The organism is Paenibacillus sp. J22R67 (genome assembly GCF_059692175.1).
In genome coordinates, this window is the sequence record NZ_JCAUAX010000001.1 from 706,974 (window position 1) to 723,833 (window position 16,860).

Annotated in this window: 12 protein-coding genes and 1 other annotated feature; of the genes, 3 read left to right on the plus strand and 9 right to left on the minus strand. The window is 45.7% G+C overall.

Going from position 1 to position 16,860, the window contains the following annotated elements:
• Positions 1-29: 29 nt before the first annotated feature.
• The 3 genes from panD (at position 30) to AC58VC_RS03530 (ending at position 2,499) form a co-directional block, all read left to right on the plus strand.
• Complete coding sequence (gene panD / locus AC58VC_RS03520) at positions 30-431, plus strand: aspartate 1-decarboxylase (protein ID WP_497367439.1); 402 nt, start codon at positions 30-32, stop codon at positions 429-431.
• Entirely contained in the window at positions 424-1,158 is a 735-nt protein-coding gene (locus tag AC58VC_RS03525; protein WP_497367440.1) for a YheC/YheD family protein, read from the plus strand. The genes panD and AC58VC_RS03525 overlap by 8 nt, the downstream gene beginning before the upstream one ends.
• 129 nt (positions 1,159-1,287) lie before the next feature.
• Positions 1,288-2,499 carry a threonine synthase gene (locus AC58VC_RS03530; RefSeq protein ID WP_497367441.1) on the plus strand — a complete coding sequence of 404 codons (1,212 nt, stop codon included), beginning with the start codon at positions 1,288-1,290 and terminating at the stop codon, positions 2,497-2,499.
• Positions 2,500-2,778: 279 nt separating this feature from the next.
• Here the strand turns inward: AC58VC_RS03530 and AC58VC_RS03535 are convergent, their stop codons facing one another.
• From AC58VC_RS03535 to AC58VC_RS03575, 9 genes are all read right to left on the minus strand, one after another.
• On the minus strand, positions 2,779-3,411 hold the full coding sequence (locus AC58VC_RS03535) for a hypothetical protein (protein WP_497367442.1): 633 nt from the start codon (positions 3,409-3,411) through the stop codon (positions 2,779-2,781).
• A 178-nt stretch (positions 3,412-3,589) separates the two neighbouring features.
• Entirely contained in the window at positions 3,590-5,476 is a 1,887-nt protein-coding gene (locus AC58VC_RS03540; protein ID WP_497367443.1) for an arginine--tRNA ligase, read from the minus strand.
• A 54-nt stretch (positions 5,477-5,530) separates the two neighbouring features.
• Positions 5,531-5,751: a binding site (T-box leader), on the minus strand.
• A gap of 48 nt (positions 5,752-5,799) precedes the next feature.
• Entirely contained in the window at positions 5,800-6,675 is an 876-nt protein-coding gene (locus AC58VC_RS03545) for an EamA family transporter (RefSeq protein ID WP_497367444.1), read from the minus strand.
• Between the two features lie 59 nt (positions 6,676-6,734).
• Positions 6,735-8,969 (minus strand): GDYXXLXY domain-containing protein, encoded by a 2,235-nt coding sequence (locus AC58VC_RS03550; RefSeq protein ID WP_497367445.1) that lies wholly within the window; start codon positions 8,967-8,969, stop codon positions 6,735-6,737.
• Positions 8,970-9,095: 126 nt separating this feature from the next.
• Entirely contained in the window at positions 9,096-12,128 is a 3,033-nt protein-coding gene (locus AC58VC_RS03555; RefSeq protein ID WP_497367446.1) for an efflux RND transporter permease subunit, read from the minus strand.
• A 102-nt stretch (positions 12,129-12,230) separates the two neighbouring features.
• A complete protein-coding gene (locus AC58VC_RS03560; RefSeq protein WP_497367447.1) occupies positions 12,231-12,602 on the minus strand; it encodes a hypothetical protein in 372 nt (123 codons plus the stop codon).
• A 28-nt stretch (positions 12,603-12,630) separates the two neighbouring features.
• Positions 12,631-14,187, minus strand: a complete 1,557-nt coding sequence (locus AC58VC_RS03565) for a sensor histidine kinase (RefSeq protein ID WP_497367448.1) — start codon at positions 14,185-14,187, stop codon at positions 12,631-12,633.
• Positions 14,180-14,872: a response regulator transcription factor gene (locus AC58VC_RS03570; RefSeq protein ID WP_497367449.1), complete on the minus strand. Its 693-nt coding sequence runs from the start codon at positions 14,870-14,872 to the stop codon at positions 14,180-14,182. Before AC58VC_RS03570 ends, AC58VC_RS03565 begins: the two co-directional genes overlap by 8 nt.
• Positions 14,873-15,093: 221 nt before the next feature.
• Positions 15,094-16,860 (minus strand): methyl-accepting chemotaxis protein, encoded by a 1,767-nt coding sequence (locus AC58VC_RS03575; RefSeq protein ID WP_497367450.1) that lies wholly within the window; start codon positions 16,858-16,860, stop codon positions 15,094-15,096.

A 16,860-nucleotide genomic window follows, 5' to 3' on the forward strand; every position in this document is an offset into this window, starting at 1 on the left:
CCAATGTGATGATAAAGGAGCTACTGCATATGCAGCGACTAATGTGTAAAGGTAAAATCCACCGTGCAACGGTTACGGAAGCCGACCTGAATTACGTCGGAAGCATTACCATAGATGCTTCGTTAATGCGTAAAGCGAACATTTTACCCTACGAAATGGTTCAGGTTACCAGCCTGCGCAACGCGACTAGGTGGAAAACATACGCCATTCCGGCACCGGAAGGCTGTGGCAAAATCGGACTGAACGGCCCTCCAGCCCATCTTTTTAAGCCAGGGGATCTTGTTATCATTCTGAGCATGGGTCTGATGGATGAAGCTGAAATCTCAGCCTTGAAGCCCCAAGTCGTATTCGTAGATGATCAGAATCAGGTACTCCGGGTTGAGGAGCATGATGTGGTCATTCAAGAGCAAGAAGTGAAATCTTATGAGTAATCTCAGCACCAGCAAGTGGACGAAATACAAGCTACTCCGCAAATCGGAGGAGCTTCGAGTGAACCTCCCGGAAACCGAATGGCTGAAGGAATCCACCTTCTGGCGAATGTTAAATAAATATGAGCAGGTTATTATTAAGCCCACTGGCAGCTATGGCGGTCACGGTGTCATTCGCTTCAAGAAATTGAATACTTCCGAATACGAGCTCCAAGACGGGGCAAAAAAGAAACGATTTACCGATCAAGATCAAGTAAATACCTTTCTCAAAAAGAAAACCGGCAAAAATTACATTGTTCAGCAGCGTATTCCACTCGCTACCGTTAATGGGCGGCCCTTTGATCTACGCGTGATGGTACAGCGGCACCCTCATTCGAAGTGGCAAGTAACTGGTAAACTGGCCAAAGTCGCAGGTGCAGGCTTTATCGTTACGAATATCCGCATGAGCAGCGGAAAAGTTGTTTCAGTGGAGCATGCGCTCAAACACTCTCAGCTTAAATCCATGCGATCAGGGGAACTATTAGCAAAGCTCGATAAAGTTGCACTAAAGAGCGCTGCCAAGCTTGGGCCTTCCTATAGATGGGTAAAAACGATGGGGATCGATATGGCTTTTGATAAAGAGGGCCACGTTTGGATCATAGAGGTCAACTATGCACCAATGCTGGAACTATTTTTGAAGCTAAAGGATAAGTCGATCTTCCGCAGAATCAAGACTTTCCACAAAAAATAAACAAATGCAAGAGACACAAGCCGTCTCCAACTTCTCCCGGCTGTAATAATCTACATTAGAGTTTGCATATGCGAATTCTTACTAACTAACCATTCGTTTTCCCGCTGAAAACGGCGAGGAGGCCCAAAGATGAAGCAATTGGGGCTTTATTGCTCACGATGTTCGGCAAAGCTCCCATTCCGCTATCAAGACATGAAATGTACTTGCGGCGGCACGTTATTGGTCGACTACGACTTGGAGCGCTTGAGCAAAACATTCAAGAAGGAAGCATTACAGACTCGCTACCCATCCATGTGGAGATACAACGAACTGCTTCCGGTGAGCAACCCGGATTGTATCATCACGTTAGGCGAAGGCTGGACCCCGCTAGTACGCTTACAGAATTGGGAACAGAAGCTGCCCATTAAGCAGCTATGGATTAAACGCGAAGAACAGAACCCGACGGGAAGCTTCAAATCACGAGGTTTTTCCGTTGCCGTTTCTCTGCTAAAAGAAGCGGGAGCAACCAAAGCGGCCGTTCCTTCCAACGGCAACGCCGCTGGCGCGCTCGCTGCCTATGCAAGCCACGCCGGGATTAAGGCTTCGGTGTTCATCCCCCTAGATTGCCCTCCGCTAATCGTGGAGGAGTGTCCTCTCTATGGGGCGGAAACCTACCTGGTAGATGGCTTCATACATGACGCCGCTGCTATTATTGAAGCCGGCAAGCAGGAGCAAGGCTGGGTGAATGTTGGCACCTTAAAGGAGCCTGGACGCGTAGAAGGTAAAAAAACAATGGGACTGGAGCTCGCCGAACAGCTTGGATGGACGTTTCCCGACGTCATCATCTATCCAACCGGCGGAGGCTCCGGAATTATTGGCATGTGGAAAGCTTACCATGAGCTCAAAGCGCTTGGCTTTGTTGACGGACCCATGCCGCGATTCGTTTGCGTGCAAGAAGAAGGCTGCCAGCCTATTGTCGATGGACTGTTGCAACAAGCTGGCATGAACCAGGCAGGAGCAGCCGTTGAGCCGAGTCCGACAGGCATGCGTGTGCCGCAGCCGCCTGATCTACCTCTCATCTTGTCCATTGTTAAGGAAAGCGGCGGTACGGCGCTGGCCTTATCCAAGAGCCAGATCGCCGATGCTACGCGTTCTTTGGGCGCTCAAGGCATTTCTTCGTCACCAGAAGGCTCTGCGACCTGGGCAGGTCTGATTGAGCTCTGTGACAATGGCTGGTTGCGCCCAACCGACTCAGTTGTGCTGTTTAACACATCGCATGCGATGAAATATGCACAGCTGGAAAGCATTTCCTCGGTTCCAAGAATACGGAGCTATGCGGATTATAAGTCGCTTGGGCACTGAGCAAGAAAAACCGTCAGGGAAGTAATTCTTCCTGACGGTCCTTTTATGTTTGTATTCGAGCCCACGAACCCCCTAGTAATACGTTGGATACATGGATTCATGGGAACTGGAATCCTCTATTCATTGAAAAACACGCTGTTTTCTCTCTGAGCGGAACTACAGGTACTTATTTGGCCTCCATGCACGTTTTTCAGGTGAAATTGGCAACATAGCAGAACGTAGTTCCCCTTACATGTGGAAATTGCGCCTTTTCAGTGAAATAGCGGACTATAGTTCCAGTTAGGCTTGACCTAGATTATTTTCTTCGTACAAGCGGTACATCGCTTGAATCAGAGGCTCAGCTGGATCACGGTTCAATAAGAATAACGTCATTAAATATTGCAGAGGAAGAGCACAAGTGTTATTGCCATCTTGTACAGCAACGAAGCCGGCTTCCAATACAGGGCCATGCTCCTCATGAAGCTCTAAATCAACATAAATCTTTTGATCAGGAAATTCTTCACGAACAGCTGATGCGCAGTAAGGAACAATATGTTTATCCAAAAGTTCTTTCGCCTGGTCTTCCGTTTGCGGCGGATTAGGAAGCGGATGATTCTCCGGGCTTCGCAGCAAGTCCACAAAGAAGGAAGAAATCCAGAGTCCAGCATTCGGATTTGTTTGAAAATTTCTCATAATTTCATTTAAGAAAAACCCACATGACGTGAACTTCTCATCTTTTTTAAGTGTAAAAGCAAACATCGGGCCATACGTTGGATTATTTCCGATTTGTCCCTCGACTTCATATTCGGGAAATTGCGCTTTCATAACTTCGTTCATGTGCTGAAACCAAGTCATAATGATCTGGGCCTGCTCTTGTTCCAAATCTTGTGCGTTATTTTCTTCGGTTTGTGTTTCGATCTCTTTTTCTGTCATTGTGGTAAAAGCCTCCTGAATCATTCATATTGGCACGAATATTCCTATTGTACCGCATTTGATCCAGATCAGAAAGCTATTGTTGCATTTTTAAAGACGAATGCGGACGACACCAACCTCAGAAGCGTTCACCGAGATCGAGTTAGGGGAGCACAACAGGCTCTTTCAAAGGAACTTTCTATAAACGCTTAGGAGTCGGCATACCAAGCAGCTCAAGAGCTTCATGAAGGGTAGCCTTTACCGTTTGAGTGATCCATAAACGGTGAGAGATGCTCTCTTCGCTCCCTTTTAAAACCGGACAAGCGCTATAGAAATGATTGAACAGAGAAGCCAATTCAAACGCATAATGACAAATCAAGCTAGGAGCCAATTGTGAAGTGGCATTCTCCAACGTTTCCGGCCAGTAAGCGATATGCCTAAGCAGCTGATATTCCTGATCTTCCAGAAGGTTTCCATTGAAAATGGCTTCGACGGTTTGGAGTTGATCATCTTTCTTAGCTTTGTCCAAAATACGGTTCGCTCTCGCATAGGCATAAAGCAAGTAAACACCTGTATTCCCAGTCACTTCGGTAGCTTGCTCCAGATCAAAAATCACTTCCGTTTGCAGCTGATATTTCAGCAAATAGTAACGGATCGATGCCGCAGCGATGGATCTGCTCGATATTCCCGCTTTTCTTGAACGTTTGGCATCTATCACTTTCTCCATGCGATCAAGAAGATCAGCGACTTTAATGCCAATGCCTTGACGCCCTGACATCGCATAGGAACTTTTGCCTTCGGAAGTATCCAGGCCAAGTCCTCCCGCTGTGTCGGGACTCAATGAAACAACACCGTAGCTTACATGCTTGAGCTGGCTCGCCTGCTGCTGATAACCAAGAACTTCTAGGGCCAGCTTCACCATTTCTTGTGGATACTGCTGACGATAGTCAATGACATTAATGACCATATCTGCGTGCCCAATTGTTTTCTTACTTCCTTGGGCAGTCGTTGACCATAGGCCGTCCTCCCATTTTTTATACACAAAATCATTTTGAAGCAAACCGAATTTCCACAGATGATAGGCGATATCCTTCGCTGTGTAGGTGAGAATGCCATTGGAACGAACAAGCACTTTATCCCCTTGAAAATCCTGGTTGTCTGCTGGAATTTCTCCCCCTTCATCGAGGTTTTTCAATACCCAACAGCCTGCCAGTTTCCCCTCAGTCACCTTGTGAAACATCTCCGTTTTGCTCAGCAGCTCAAAGGTTGTATCCCAAAACCCTGCACGAACAATGCTGCTTTCCCAAACCAGCACATCGTAGGAGATACCGAATTGTTTCATTTCATCCAACTGCTCACGCACAATGCGCTCTGCGACCAGTGCTCCCATCCACGCAAGATTTGATGTCCCGCTCTCAATGGCATGTAGGACCACAGAACGCTGCTCGGCTAGCTCTGGCTGCGCTTTATAAGCTTGGTTCACCTTGGCGTAGGTTTCCCAACAAAAATCTCCAAATCGCGGGAAACTCCCCTCGGTTTGCGTATGAAGAATACCTACCACCGTATCTGCTAATTGATTCCCAAGGTCATCAATATAGTTGTGAACCTCTACTTCGTACCCAGCATGCGAAAGCATACGCGACAACGAGTCACCGATACAGGAATTTCTCAAATGACCAACATGCGCGGCTTTGTTAGGATTAATGGAGGTATGTTCGACCAACACTTTAGTTTGATTGCTAGGAGTAGCGCGCTTAGTTGGAGCTTGATATTTTCCATTAGCCCATGCATCCCAGTTGATATAAAAATTTAGAAAACCAGGTGCAACAGCAGCTGCCTTGCTGAACAAACCTTGGACAAGCCCGTTCTGTTCGATGCGGCTTTGAAGCTCCCCAGCGATCTGCAAGGGGGATTTGCGCAATATTTTGGCCAAAAGCATGGCGATGTTGGAGCTGTAGTCTCCATGCTCCGGGTGAGCTGGATGCTCGGTTAGAATTTTCAAATGGGCTGGACGCGGGGTCCCGGATTCCTGGAACATGGCCTCGACGTGCTGCTCAATTTCAACGGTTAATAGCTGCTGAATCATGGTATTTTCCTCCCAAATCATATAATTTGCATACAAAAAAGCCCCCGTCTCTAAATAAGAGACGAGAGCTGTTCATTCCCGCGGTACCACTCTAAGTGTTAAATCAGCAGATTTAACCCCTCCAACGATAACGGCTTATGCCGGATCTCCCTACTACTCCGTTCGGAAGACCATTTCCCAGGTCCGTTTCGTTCCTGACATTCGTACCGGTTCCCACCATTCCCGGCTCGCTGCGACTGTCCGACAAGAACTACTGTCCTGTTCATCAATGTTACATATCAAGTTATGAATTGACTGAATATTACTTTAATATTCCCTAGTTGTCAAGAGGCAACTAATTTCATCATTAGGATGCCAATGAACGCCAACGCCAATCCAGACTGTTCCATCATCGAAAATTTATCCTTCAAAACAAATCGCGTGTACAGAAGCACGATTAGTACATTCAATGCGACAACAGCAGATACTAAGCCTGCTTTGCCATGATCAAATCCATGAATAATGAAAATCATGCCGACCACATTCGTAATGCCCACGACCATCCCGAACAGAAATGTTCGTCGTTCCGTCCAGCCTGAAGCAGCTGCTACTTTTACCTGTGTATTGTCCCCTTGCTTCTGATCCTTCAACCACCAAAGTCCAAAACAGATGGTTCCAGTTGCAAACATACAGAACAATGTCGGAAAGAGTGGAGCCGATACCAAAGTCGTCCATTTACTGGACAAATCATTGGCCGCAAAAAGAATCAGAGCAAGCGCTCCCCATCCTGCGCCTTGCAAATTTTTGAGCGTAATATCATTGGAATAGCGCACGACTAAAATCCCGATAACAATAATGACAAAGGCTAGAAACTGCATGATGTTAAGTCGTTCGTCCCAAATCAGATACGCAACGAATACCACAACGACGGATGGCAAACCAGTGAGGATGGCGACCAATGACGCTTTTCCTACGGCAAAACCCTTGAACATACTGGCATTAGCCCCAAAGGAAAACAGCCCCATTTGGACACCAATCAGCGCAGACACCGTCCAAGCTTGTTGTAAAAGAAGGGCGCAAATGGCGCTTATTAACGCCCCCATGAAAAATGTGCCGCATAGCAGCACATTCCGATTTAATGATTGCTGGCTGGACCAGTGATACAGAATGCCTCGCAGCCCGAAACTGAAAGCCGCAAGTACGGAATACATGAGCCACATCCGAACAGCTACCCCTCTCTTTTGCTTGCAAAGATCGGGTTATTTTACCACATTAATTCTTATTGAACAACACTTTGTTCCAGGAGAAGGCGCTCAAGAATGGCATCTCCGCCAGCAGAAACTTTCACTTCCGCGAACTTCGCATGTTGTTCGTAGTTACGGCCAGTTCCTTCTGGGATGAAGTAAGTTTCAATCCCATAGTCAATCCCCTCGTACCCCATTCGAGTACCGTTAATACGAACTTCTCCTGGGCCAAGTGGCTCGCCTTTCGTATAAACGCGGCTGAATTCATACACACCTGTAGCTGTGTTCGGAGCAAGCACAACAGCGATTTTTTGCTTTGATGGCACATCACCATTTTTGGAATCAAAGATAGGCGGCTGAGAAATCGTGTAGCGCAAACGTACATAATCACCTTGAATAAGCGAACGCGGGTCAAGCGGCTCAAGCTGGAGCTTGATGAGCTGCCCATGAGAGAGCAGGTACTCGCTTTTGCCAATTTGTATCGACATGGCCGCGATTTGCAGCAGCACCAGCACCGCAATAAGGAGTCGGTTCGCTTTATGATTTGGCCCAGCACTAGCTTCTGGTTCGGCAGCTTCAAGGCGGTGTCTTTTTTCATACCAAAGAGTAAAGATCAGAATCAAGATTCCAATCATAGCGAGCGTAACTGATTTATGCAGCAGCTTCCAAGCTAAATCGTAGTATTTGTAGACAAGGAAAGCTGTCCAAAAGCCCATCGACCACGCGAAAATCCAGCGGATCTGCAGCTGCTTACTAACGACTAAGGCAAGCACCACAAGAACAAAAAACAGTGCATTGGCGATGTAATACCAGGTAGACTCGGTTATGAAGGTTAGTGCAAACAATGCTAATAGAAACGAAGGGTAGCTGCTATAGAGCACTGGCTGCCTAACTGCAGCGTTCTGAATAACCTGCCCGCCTGCAAACAGGAGGAATAATAATCCTGCAATGACTGTCAAAATGATAACACTGCTATTGATCCAATTGGATAGGATCGCGGCTGTAATCAAAATTGATGCAAGGAAGAAAAAGATACGATGCACCGTCCCGGCAATGTAGATAAATGCAGCGATTGTAAGCGCTAAGAAAGCGAATAGAGCAGGGACATTTTCTGCAAACACAGCCGCTCCCGCTCCAAGAAGCAGTCCACTGATGAGTATTGTGTACCGGACTAGAGCATTTAACTTGTTCAATAAGATCATGCCAGTGACAACAACAAGTCCAAAACCCATTAACACATTCTCTGGGTTCTCAAACCCGAGCACCAACGTAACAATTCCAACAACCGTCAGACTGCCTAGCAGCGAACCGATGATGACAACGGAAACCGTGAGAACGCGCACAATCCATTTGGTAAAATCACCTTCCGGTTTATCGTGCTCACCTGCCTCGCTTTCGAGTTCACCATTCCTTGGCTTCTCGGCAGGCTGCCAGGCACGAATAAATGTCATGAACTTCACATTCGCACCGATGAACACAATCACAAATATCAAACTTGCGATGAAAAAAAGCTCGTTATAATGGTGAACGATAAGCTCAATGTATTTGAATGTAATCGTGGCTGAAATCCATAAGCCTGAGAATAACAGATAAGCTTTGTTACGTGTCTTATGGGAATACCAAACTGCTGCCGTTAGAATAGCAACCAGGGGCAGATTCATGAACACCCCATAATCTTCGAATGCGTACGAATTTGAAAGCATGAGCAGTATGGCTATACCTGCTTGAAATGAAATCCATTTCAAAAACGATGAATTTAACCTTCCACGCTCTGTTAGCAGATAGAGAATTCCGTTTGCGATAGCTAACCCTACCCAAATCGCGATTTGGACAGCCTCCGAATCCGATCTTCCTTCCCATTGTGGGAAAAAGTAAAAGCAATAAGCCAAATGCCCAAGAATATACGATAGGATGTAAAAGGGCTGCCACCTCGTCCATATGGCAAAAAGAAATGCCGGGATGAACCAGATCGCAAACAACGTGTAGCTATCGGCATGGGAGTTGTAGGTTTGCCCAATGAGCCCAGCCCCTACACCAAAGGATATGCAGCTTGCAAACAAGCTAAGCTTACTTAGAAACTGCCGGCCTGCTTGATTGGAAAGCCAAACTGATAATCCATAGAAGCCGAGAATAAGCAGAAAAGCTGGCGCGAATTTCTCCCAGCGGTTTAATTGCTCCCAGTTTGTTGCAAAGAAATATACAATGGCAGTTAGAAGGGAACTGGCTCCCAGCACATAGCCTAATTGAATCGTAATCCATTTCGAGTTCATGATGCGTGGCCTCCTCTCGTCTTACTTCTCATTGTACTTGAGATATACGTTTTGAGAAGTACTAACTATTCCTAGTACCCGATCATTAGCCTAAAGTAACGCATCAACCCGTCTCCTTCCAAAGTTTCACTTACGGCCCTTCCCCATTTTCATGGAATAAATCCATTCATACACAATAGGTACAACGACTAGGGTGAGCAGCGTCGAAGTACTTAATCCCCCAATAACAACGACAGCTAAACCTTTCGAGACGATCGTCCCTTTAGATAGACCTAGCGCTAATGGCATCAAAGCCATAATGGTCGCACCTGCGGTCATCATAATCGGTCTGAGGCGTGTCATCCCCGCTTCAATCAACGATTGACGCAGCGGATGGCCCTGCTCAGCAAGCTGTTGGACCCTGTCGATGAGAACAATGGCATTGGTGACGACGATACCGATTAACATAAGAAACCCGATCAGGCTGGTGACGTTTAGTGACTCTCCGGCAACCAAGAGACCGAATAAGCCTCCGATTGCAGCAAGCGGCAAGCAGAAAAGAATCGAGAATGGTGCTCTTGCATTCCCAAATGCGAGTACCATGACAAGGTACACGATAAAAATAGACGCTCCCATGGCCATGAACATGTCCCTGAAGCTTTGATTAATATCACCCGACACTCCCTTTACTTCGCGGCTTACGCCCAAGGGCAGCTCAATCTTGGCAAGCTCCGTCGATATTTTTTTACTAATTCCGCCTTTATCGGCACTGTCGATTTGAGCCGTCACCGTAATTACCTGCGACTGCATCTCCCGACTAATAGAGACTGGAGCGTCAATTTCTTTAACTTTAGCGATCTCATTAATTTGCACAAGTTTACCACTCGCTGACTTAAGTTTGATACTGCCTAACTCATCTATCGAATCTTTGTATTTGTTATCCAGCATTACCTTGGTCGCATAAGTGATGTTATTAAATTTAAGATCACCTAACTTTTCTTCTTTTACCCAACCATTCACGTCCTCCAGAACTTGAGCCGCAGTGAAGCCGTACATCATCGCCTTGCCTTCATCCACGGTAATCTCAACTTCTGTCTTTGTTTCGCTTAGGCTGTTTTTAATCTCCGTAAGCTCAGGGAACTCTCTCAGTTTATTCTCAATCTGCCGAGCAGCCTGCTGTAAATACAGCTGATCATCTCCTGTTAATAAGTAGGAGAAGTCTACGCTGCTTCCCGTGCCAGGTCCAAAAGCGAATACTTTACCGTTCACTTTGGCATCTTTGGGAAGAAGCTCAACGATTTTTTGCTTATATTGTTTAAAAGCCAGCTTAGCGTCTGTATGCGCACTCGATTCCGTGTAAATATCCGCCCAGTCAGCCCCCATAATCGCTTCGTTGTAGCTAAAAATGGATTGACCCGAGGCATTCTTGGCATCTTTCAATAAAGTTTCGATTTCTTTGGATTGAGCATTCATCATTTCGAGCGATGTGCCGCGAGGCATCTGAATCGTAAAAACCATTTGTCTCTCCGACTCGTTGGCCGGCATAAACGAAGTTGCCAGATGCGGCACCGTCAGCACAATGGAAAGAACAAACAAAAACGCTGCAAACAACAACGTCTTTATACGGTTGTTTAAAGACCACTCTAACATTCTTTGATAGTGAAGCATGTACGAATTCACTTGCTTCTCATTCTGATGCGGAATGTTATTTCCTTTAAGCACCATCAGCTTCGCCAGCATCGGAATGACCGTTAGGGCAACAAGCAAGGAAGACAGAAGCGCACAGATCAAAGTCAGTGCAAACGGACGGAATACTTCGCCGACAACGCCGCTGACGAAACCAATCGGTGCGAAAACACCAACCGTTGTAAGGGTCGAAGAAGTGATGGCCGAGGACACCTGCTGCGTAGCCAGCCTGATAACCGATTCGCTGCGTTCCTGCGCCTTCTGCATCTGGCTGTAAATATTTTCAATCACGACGATGCTGTCATCAACGACCCGTCCAATAGCAATCGCCATCCCCCCGAGCGTCATTATGTTCAATGAAATACCAAGCGGGTTCATAAATAGCAGCGTAATCAAAATGGAAAGCGGTATGGAGACCAGTACAATGAAGGTCATTCGCACATTCCGTAAAAAGATCAAGATCATGAAAGAAGCAAGAAGCGCCCCCAGCCCGCCTTCCTGTACCATCCCATGAATAGATTCCTTCACAGATGTTGCTCCATTCAATACAAGATGGAACTTTACTCCTTTCAATGACTTTTGCCAGGATGCAATTTGTTTATCTACTTCTGCGGCGAATTCTACCGTATTCGTATCCTTTGTCTTGTAAAGCAATAGGGTAATCGCCGGTTTGTCGTCTAGTCTGGCCGCAACGGTGGATTCGCTGATCGCTTCCACTCTCGCGATTTGCTTAAGCAGAAGCGTGTCGCCTTCAGGCGTTCTTATTTTCATATTGTCCAGGCTGTAAATGGAGTCCAACTGTCCTTTTACCCGAAGCATCTGACGATTGCCGTTAAAATCAACCGTGCCTGCCGGACTGGACACAAGTCCTCCCTGAATAAAGCCGGATACCTCTCGCGGTGTAAGGCCGTATCGGTTGATTGCAGCGCCGTCCAGCTTAATGGTAAGCACCGCTTCCCGGTTGCCAAATGAATCTATATGGTCAACACCTTTAATACCCTCTAGTCCAGGTAAAATCATATCCTTGAAAGCCTGCTCCAGTTCCGTTTGATTCGTTCCCGCTTCACCATAAAGCGCCAAGTGATAGATAGGCTCGGAAGCGAAGCCTGACGTTAACACCTTTGGCTTCTCAGCTCCTTGCGGAAGCCGGACATTTGCAATCAGACTTTCCACATCTTTTTTAACATCCTCAGGCTTCTTGCCTTGCTCTAGCCCGATAACAATTTGCGAGTAATTATCCTGCGAACTGGAGCTTACATTCCTGAGCCCTTGCATTCCTGCTACTGCTTTCTCGAGCGGTTTGGTAACCAACTCCATGACGTCCTTTGGCGGAGCCGTGTAATCAGTCGAAATAATAACTCTCGGATAGGAGATATCCGGCATACTTTCTACCTTCAGTTTCGTGGCAGCGTAACACCCCCCTGCGATCAACAGCCCTATCACTATCCATACAGCCGCAACATTTTTCATCGAAAACTCCGTTAGTTTCTTCAATCTTTTGACTCCTCTCATCATGGGCTGCCTAAAAAAATGCATGACAATAAAGCCGATTCTACCTTAGGGGCAATAATCGGCTGTGTGTGCATATACGGGATGCTAATCTTTTTTTACTACATTAATCGTGTCCTCCTCCTTATCATTCCATTTGATATGAAGCTTAAAGCTATCTTCGTCTACATAAGACGTTTCTTCAGTAGACTTTCCGCTCATTTTCAAATTTTTCGAGCTCGTTTCGCTCTTGCCACTTTGATTAAAATTTTTACTTTCCATAAAAGAGTAACTGACATTTTCAACAGACTGACTGTCTTTTCCAATATACGTGATTACAAATGATTTCTCATGATCGGAAGGAAGAACTGAACATTCCACTTGCCAATCTTCCGTTTTCCCGGTAAATTCGATAGGCTTCGAGCACCCTATCAATCCTAGAACGCTGACTAACATCAGACCTACAAACCATCGTCTCATAGCAAATCCCCTTTATGCGTCTATTTCATTAAACAAGCTTCAATTTTACGAAAAAATGAATCTGTCCGTCGCTTTGCTCAGCCCAAATGGCCCCTTCATGCGACTCCACAATGCTTTTCGCAATGGCGAGCCCCAAGCCCGACCCTCCGGTATTCGAAGAACGTGAAGTGTCAACCCGATAGAAACGATCAAATAACTGATGTAAGGCATCATCACCAAATGGTTCTGATTGATTGCTAACTTGCAGAGTGACATACCGATGATCATGGAGCAGTCTGACAGTAATTGCCCCCGGTTTCAAGCTGTACTTAAGCGCATTTCCTAGAAGATTCTCGAAGACACGAATCATTTTATCCACATCGATACGAACCAACAGCTTCTCCTTCGGAATCGTGCGGGTGATCGCAAGCTGCTGCTCCTCAGCCGGTGTGACAAACTCCTCAATCAGTTGGTCTAATAGTTCGTTGATTGCAACCCCTTCTTTGTAAAGAGGCTCATCGTGATTCGCTAACTTCGTAAATTCGAACAAGTCATCAATGAGCAGCTTCAACTTTTCGGACTTATTATAAGCAATACTAATATAGCCAGCCGCCTGCTCAGGTGTTTCGTAACTCTTATCATGCAGCAGCCGCAAATAACCCATAATAAGCGTCAGAGGCGTGCGTAAATCATGAGAAACATTGGTAATCAGCTCGCGCTTCAAACGCTCGTTCCTTCTTTCCTCCTCAATCCTCCTCTGCAGATCCTCCACCATGAAGTTCATATCTCGGGCTAGGGAACCAAGCTCATCTTGACTGCGTTCAATGACACGGTAATCCAAATTCCCCGTTGCAATGATGCGCAGACCACCAGCCAGTTCCTCAATGTGGCGCATTTTCTTTTGCGTCATGAAGTAGAACAAAAGGATAAAAACAGCAACAGCGCTCAGCAAGGACAGCGGGCTTTCACCCTTTTGATAGGTAATGTGGGGTTCCGGGATGCCGGAGACAAGCAGATATGATTTCTGCCCCAAATAGGTTACAGGGTAAAAACTGGAAAACTCTTTTCGGCCATATTCCTGGTCCGTTCGGGCATTCATTGCGTTATTTATCACATTGTAAATTTCAACATTTGTTTCCGGTGCGTTCTGACTTCGAAATACGACCCTACCTTCCTGGTCGGTTATGAGAACCTTGAGCTTCTGATCATTCATTCGGTTTACATGATCTTTTAAGAACTCTGTCCTCTCTCCCAAACTTTCGTTATCAGACAGATCGCTTTGGTTTGGGAAGGACGATAGTTCACTAACCAAGCTGCGGGCTTCACTATCTATTCGTTCAATTCCGAACCTATAGTCAATAATAGCCTCTCGACGCATTTCTCCAAACAAATTAACACTGAAGCCATAAGTCAACGATCCCGCCAACAAACAGATGGCAAAGGTCAACATCAACTGCATCCGTAAACTTCTCTTCACATGCCCCATACTAATCCTGTACAGCGTCCTAACCAAGATAATCAGCTTTCTAAGGAGGTTAAAAGGGAACAGAGTAAATGGAAATCGGTTCAACTTGGAGTAAGGATCGAAATCGTATGGATTATTCAACTTTGTAGCCAACCCCCCAAACCGTTTTTATAAATCTCGGATTTCTAGGATTTTGTTCAATTTTTTCTCGGATTTTGCGGATATGCACCATAACCGTATTGTCGGAGTCATAATAGGCTTCCTTCCAGACGGTTTCGTACAGCTTTTCCGAACTCCAAACCATCCCTCGGTTACGCACTAGCAGCTCAAGAATGGCGAATTCCCGGGGAGTCAACCTAATTTCTTTACCCTCCAGCTTAACCTCATGGGTCAAAGTGTTGATCGTCAGATCATCCACTTCAAGCTCGTGGTCTTTGTTTATATGCGGAACATTAAGCCTGGTGTAGCGACGCAGCTGAGATTTAATTCGAGCAATTAGCTCCAAGGGATTAAATGGTTTGCTCATGTAATCATCGGCGCCTGAACTTAAGCCCCAGATTTTATCCATATCTTGACTCTTTGCAGAGAGCATGATGATCGGCATATTTTTCTGCTCGCGGATTTTAAAACAAGCCTCGATCCCATCCATATTCGGCATCATAATGTCGAGAACGATCAGATCTATCTCTTCCTTTTGAAGAACACGCAGGGCTTCCGCCCCATCAAATGCGCGGAGCAACTGATATCCTTCATTTTTCAAATATATGGCCAGCATATCTATGATTTCTTTCTCATCGTCCACAAGTAGTATCTTGGGTTGTGCCATCCCGAGTACCTCCTTCACATTTCTATGTAAATAAACGTATCAAGTTAATCTTGTAAATACAATCCAATTGTTGATAGCTATCATGAGACTTAGTATAGACACTGAATCTTAACAGAATATAGGGACAATTCTTAAGATTATCTTAACGGAGTAGTAACTTGAAGAGAGGCACGCAAGATCAAAAAAACCAGCCGAGGGCTGGTATTTCAATTCATATTCATTTAGTTAGATATTTTAAAGCTTTTTACCGACTTTTGCAGATCAACTGCCATCTCTGCCAACTGGCGAATCGCGGAAGTAATTTCCTGAATGGACGCGCTCTGCTCTTGAGCTGCAGCAGCTACTTCCTCATAACCGGCAGATTGCTCCTGCGTTATTCCGGAAATTTTTTGCATCACATTGGAGATAATCTCGAAGGATCTTACCGCTTTTTCAAGCGTATCCAGCAAATGATCTGTCCGCTTAGTAAACACGGATATACCATTGAAAATAACCTTGAAATTTTCATACGTATCATGAATCCAGGTTTGACCCTGTTCAACAGCTTGATTGCCCTGGACAATACTTTCCATGACCAGATGGCTGTCTTTTTGAGTACCTGAGACGAGCCCCGTAATCGAACTTGCAGCTTGCGAGGATTGCTCCGCCAGCTTCTTCACCTCGCCGGCAACAACGGCAAATCCTTTGCCTTGTTCTCCAACACGAGCCGCTTCAATCGAAGCATTCAAGGCCAATAGATTCGTCTGCTGCGCAATCTCTGTAATAATGTTGATAATCGCTCCAATTTCCTTCGAACGACTTCCTAATTGAAGTGCAGCTTCATGCGATGATTTCATCTCTTTTTGAATCACGTTCATCTGATGCAGCGTTTTCTCTACAAGCTGTTGACCATCAACCGATTGCGCCCCAACTTTGTGCGCCATCTCCTGCATTTCTTTGACTTCGGTCGTTACCTCCGTCAGTTCTGAGTTGATCTCAACGATCGAGGAGGTACTATCCGAAATTGAATTCACTACTTCGCTTACGCCGTCATACATGCTGTTCATGGAAGACGCAACTACGCCGGCACTCGAACTCGATTCATCTGCAGATTGATACAATTGCTCGGTAGTATGGGTAAGGATATGGGATGAATTGTACATTTGGCGAATCAGAGTTTCCAAATTGCTCCTCATCTGGTTAAACGTAGTTGCCAACTTTCCGATTTCATCTATGCGCTGGATCACGACTTGTTCAGTCAAATAGCCAGCTGCAACTTTCTCTGTTACATGCATGAGCTGAACGACCGGTCGTGTTACACTGCGGCTGATCAAATAGGCGATTATACTGCCACAAGCTACAACAAGTAGGGTTAGGATCAGCGTCGACCATAGTAATTTCTGCTTCGTTTGCGGTATGACTGACGCATCTAGATCGATACCGACAATGCCAACATTATCGCCATTTTTGTTTCGGAGTGGTGCAAATATGGATTTATGAATGCCGTATTCATCTTTGTAAATGTGGCTGATTATTGGTTGATCCTCGGTTATTGCTCGATTCATGTCTGGTGTAAAAGGATATTCCGTGCCGTAATCATCATCAACCCCGGTTAACAACACGATTTGATCTTTATTTTGCGATTTCGTCAACACATAGACATTCTCCAGCGTATCCTGTTTCTTGAACTCTTCAAACTGCTTTTTAATTCGTCCATAGCCGGGCTGCATGGTATCTGTAATTTCCTCTGGACGTTCAGGAATGACTGCTAAGTAATTAGTAACATTTTGAATACTCGTCGTTAATCTCAGAACGAACTGATCTTCCAGCTTTGTCGATAAGGTCTTGGTGATCCAGTATCCGGAAAGGGAGAATACCAAACTGACCACCAGCAGCAGCAGAACAATGCTGAGGGTCATTTTAACCGCAATATGTTCACGTACCCAGTTAATCACTTTAGTTACGAAAAGATTGGCTCTATCTGTCCGAGCTTGCGTTTGCGTGGCCAC

Bases quoted from the DNA above. Each gene is read 5' to 3' on its own strand.
- panD (WP_497367439.1), top strand. From the start codon at position 30: ATGCAGCGACTAATGTGTAAAGGTAAAATCCACCGTGCAACGGTTACG.
- AC58VC_RS03525 (WP_497367440.1), top strand. From the start codon at position 424: ATGAGTAATCTCAGCACCAGCAAGTGGACGAAATACAAGCTACTCCGC.
- AC58VC_RS03530 (WP_497367441.1), top strand. From the start codon at position 1,288: ATGAAGCAATTGGGGCTTTATTGCTCACGATGTTCGGCAAAGCTCCCA.
- AC58VC_RS03535 (WP_497367442.1), bottom strand. From the start codon at position 3,411: ATGACAGAAAAAGAGATCGAAACACAAACCGAAGAAAATAACGCACAA.
- AC58VC_RS03540 (WP_497367443.1), bottom strand. From the start codon at position 5,476: ATGATTCAGCAGCTATTAACCGTTGAAATTGAGCAGCACGTCGAGGCC.
- AC58VC_RS03545 (WP_497367444.1), bottom strand. From the start codon at position 6,675: ATGTGGCTCATGTATTCCGTACTTGCGGCTTTCAGTTTCGGGCTGCGA.
- AC58VC_RS03550 (WP_497367445.1), bottom strand. From the start codon at position 8,969: ATGAACTCGAAATGGATTACGATTCAATTAGGCTATGTGCTGGGAGCC.
- AC58VC_RS03560 (WP_497367447.1), bottom strand. From the start codon at position 12,602: ATGAGACGATGGTTTGTAGGTCTGATGTTAGTCAGCGTTCTAGGATTG.
- AC58VC_RS03570 (WP_497367449.1), bottom strand. From the start codon at position 14,872: ATGGCACAACCCAAGATACTACTTGTGGACGATGAGAAAGAAATCATA.